Genomic DNA, 2,736 nt, shown 5'->3' on the forward strand with positions numbered 1-2,736 from the left:
AATTTCTTCGAGGATGCTGTCCAGCGCCACGCCCCTGGAGACCTCATCCACATCGAACCGACGGTTGCGCACCCCCTCGATCCATCTCTTCTTGTGGATGGACATGGCCAGGCTGTCCGGCAGCAGGATGTTGGTATTGGACAGGGCCACGCTTCGTTCGATCAGGTTTTCCAGTTCACGGATGTTGCCGGGAAAATCGTATTTCTTCAACAGGTCGATGGCATAGGATGAAAATTTGGTGACCTGCTTGCCCAGTTCCTTTGAATACTTTTCCAGAAAATGCTGCGCCAGGGGCAGCAGATCGCCCTTTCGTTCTCTCAACGGCGGAATTTTGATTTCGATCACATTCAGGCGATAGAACAGGTCTTCGCGGAAATTGCCTTCGATCACCTCGTCTTCCAGTTTTTTATTGGTGGCGGAGATGATGCGGATGTCCACCGCAATATCCTTGGTGCCGCCGACCGGCCTGAACACGCGCTCTTGAACGGCCCTGAGCAGCTTCACCTGCATGGGCAGGCTCAATTCGGCGACCTCATCCAGAAAGAGCGTTCCTTTATGGGCAATTTCCATCAACCCCTGCTTGTCAGCACTGGCGCCGGTAAACGACCCTTTGCGGTGGCCGAAGAATTCACTTTCAAGCAGGTTTTCCGGGATGCCGCCGCAGTTGATGGTCACGAAGGGTTCGTCCGCCCGGTCGCTTTGCTCGTGGATGGCTTTGGCGATCAGTTCTTTGCCGGTGCCGCTCTCACCGGTTATCAGGACACTGGTGCGCGTCTTGGCCACCTGCCGGATCATTTCGTAAATATGCTGCATGCGCGGGCTGTTGCCGACGATTTTGCCGAAATGAACGCTCTCCTTCAACTCGTCTTCAATGGCCTGTTTATCGATCTCCAGGGTCTTGCGTTCCAATGCATTGGCAATCGTTTGAAGCAGTTCTTCATTTTCAAATGGTTTGGGAACGTAGTCAAACGCGCCCTGGTTCATTGCCTCTACCGCCGTTTCGGTGGTGGCAAAAGCGGAAATCATGATCACCGTCACATGCGGGTTTTTCTTTTTGGATGCCTTGAGGACCTCCAGTCCCGTCATGTCGCCCAGCCGGATATCACACAGCAGCAGATCGTATGGATGTTTTTCGATTTTGGCGATCGCCTCTTTGCCGGTGGCCGCGACGAGGACGCCATACCCCTGCTTTTCGAGCATGTATTCAAGGAGTTCACGCATGCTTAGTTCATCATCGACAACGAGGACGCGGTATTGGTTTTTACCCATCAAATAGCTCCGAGTGTTTAGTGCCCATCCATAATTGGTCAACGCGTATAGAAGATAACGCCAACCCTTTGAATGTGATCCAGCAACGCTGGATTGTCTATTTGGTGCAGTAGCGATAAATCCAGCTTCCAGGGAAGGAGCAAGTCATCCATCCTGTTTTCGATAGAAAATAACTCGGTCAGCCCGAGCGATTCCGCTTCGATGCAAAGATCGATATCCGAACCTGGGCGGTAGGTTCCCAGGGCTCGGGATCCATAAAGAAAAACCCGTTGAATTTCCGAATAATCACGAAATATGCCGCGAATCTTTTCCACAGCATGCCCAGGAAGCCCCATGCCGTTCACGACGACTTAAGATCCTGCATCTGGAGCAAAAAATCGTGGAACAGGGCATGATACACGCTAACAACCTTGTCGACAATCGCTTCAGCCACTTTCTGGTTGTAGGTATGTGAACTCTGGTTGCGGCTCTTGATCATCTCCATCCACCCTTGACCATCCGTAATGAGCCCTTTATTAAAGGATTCACGAAACGCATCACGCGAACCGGTGATCGATGGATCCCCCTGGAATGCAAAGTAGTCCTTCATGACATTCCAGGCAAGCTCATGCGTAAACTCAAAAACCTGAATTAGCCCTTGCTTTTCGAGATCAGACAAAGGACGCTGGCCGGCCAAGTCCACCGCTTTGGTCAATTGGGCCAACGCCATGGTATAGTTGGCCAGGCGCTGTTCCCAACGGATGTCTTGATGTTTCAACATTTAAGAATCCATCAATCCCCTATTCTTTATCATTCCAGCAGGTGCCCCAATCTGCTCCAGCGAACGCCAAAGTCCTCCTTGTCCCACGACCAGTAGATGATAAATGCCTTTCCCTTCACCGCCACCATGTCGACGAATCCCCAGAAACGGCTGTCGTATGAAAAATCGCGATTGTCGCCCATCACGAAGAGCTTGCCATCCGGCACGGTAATTGGCCCCAAGTTGTCTCTGGGTTGCGTCCGGGCAGCATATATCTTGGGATCGTTATAGATGCCGTGGCTGTTCTTGACAGGGGTACCGTTGACGAACAGTTTCTTGTTGCGGATTTCGATGATGTCCCTGGGCAGACCGACGACCCGCTTGATGAAATCTTTACTGGGATCCTCGGGAAACTCAAAGACGATGATGTCACCCCGCTGCGGGTCATTGATGGGAATGATCGTTTTATTTAAAAAGGGTGCTTTGACGCCATAGATGAACTTGTTGACCAGGATATGGTCGCCGATCAACAGCGTGTCCTTCATCGATCCGGAAGGAATCTTAAACGCCTGAACCACAAAGGTGCGGATGAACAGCGCCAGGATGACGGCGAAAACGATGGCTTCGATATTTTCACGCAGGGCGCCTTTTTTCTTTGGTGCGGCGTCGGCTTCTTCATGCTTTTTCAAAATGGTGGAAACCTTTCTTGTAATCAATGCAACCGTTGG

4 protein-coding genes are annotated in these 2,736 nt (G+C 51.4%); all 4 read right to left on the reverse strand.

Features of this window, described 5'->3' with window-relative positions:
• Positions 1–1,269, reverse strand: a 1,269-nt coding sequence (locus tag ABYV26_RS24180; RefSeq protein WP_372683910.1) for a sigma-54-dependent transcriptional regulator, incomplete at its 3' end; no start/stop codon positions are given.
• A 38-nt stretch (positions 1,270–1,307) separates the two neighbouring features.
• The gene (locus ABYV26_RS24185; RefSeq protein ID WP_372683912.1) at positions 1,308–1,604 is read right to left on the reverse strand and encodes a nucleotidyltransferase domain-containing protein; all 297 of its coding nucleotides are present in this window, start codon (positions 1,602–1,604) and stop codon (positions 1,308–1,310) included.
• 5 nt (positions 1,605–1,609) lie between these two features.
• Positions 1,610–2,029, reverse strand: coding sequence for a nucleotidyltransferase substrate binding protein (locus ABYV26_RS24190; protein ID WP_372683911.1), 420 nt, complete (start codon positions 2,027–2,029; stop codon positions 1,610–1,612).
• A gap of 29 nt (positions 2,030–2,058) precedes the next feature.
• On the reverse strand, positions 2,059–2,724 hold the full coding sequence (lepB, locus tag ABYV26_RS24195) for a signal peptidase I (RefSeq protein WP_372683913.1): 666 nt from the start codon (positions 2,722–2,724) through the stop codon (positions 2,059–2,061).
• Positions 2,725–2,736 lie beyond the last annotated feature (12 nt).

The sequence above is a fragment of the Desulfosarcina sp. genome (assembly GCF_041551955.1).
GTDB lineage: Bacteria > Desulfobacterota > Desulfobacteria > Desulfobacterales > Desulfosarcinaceae > Desulfosarcina.

Excerpts from the sequence above, each read along its gene's own strand:
- ABYV26_RS24185 (WP_372683912.1), bottom strand. The coding sequence starts at position 1,604 with ATGGGGCTTCCTGGGCATGCTGTGGAAAAGATTCGCGGCATATTTCGT.
- ABYV26_RS24190 (WP_372683911.1), bottom strand. The coding sequence starts at position 2,029 with ATGTTGAAACATCAAGACATCCGTTGGGAACAGCGCCTGGCCAACTAT.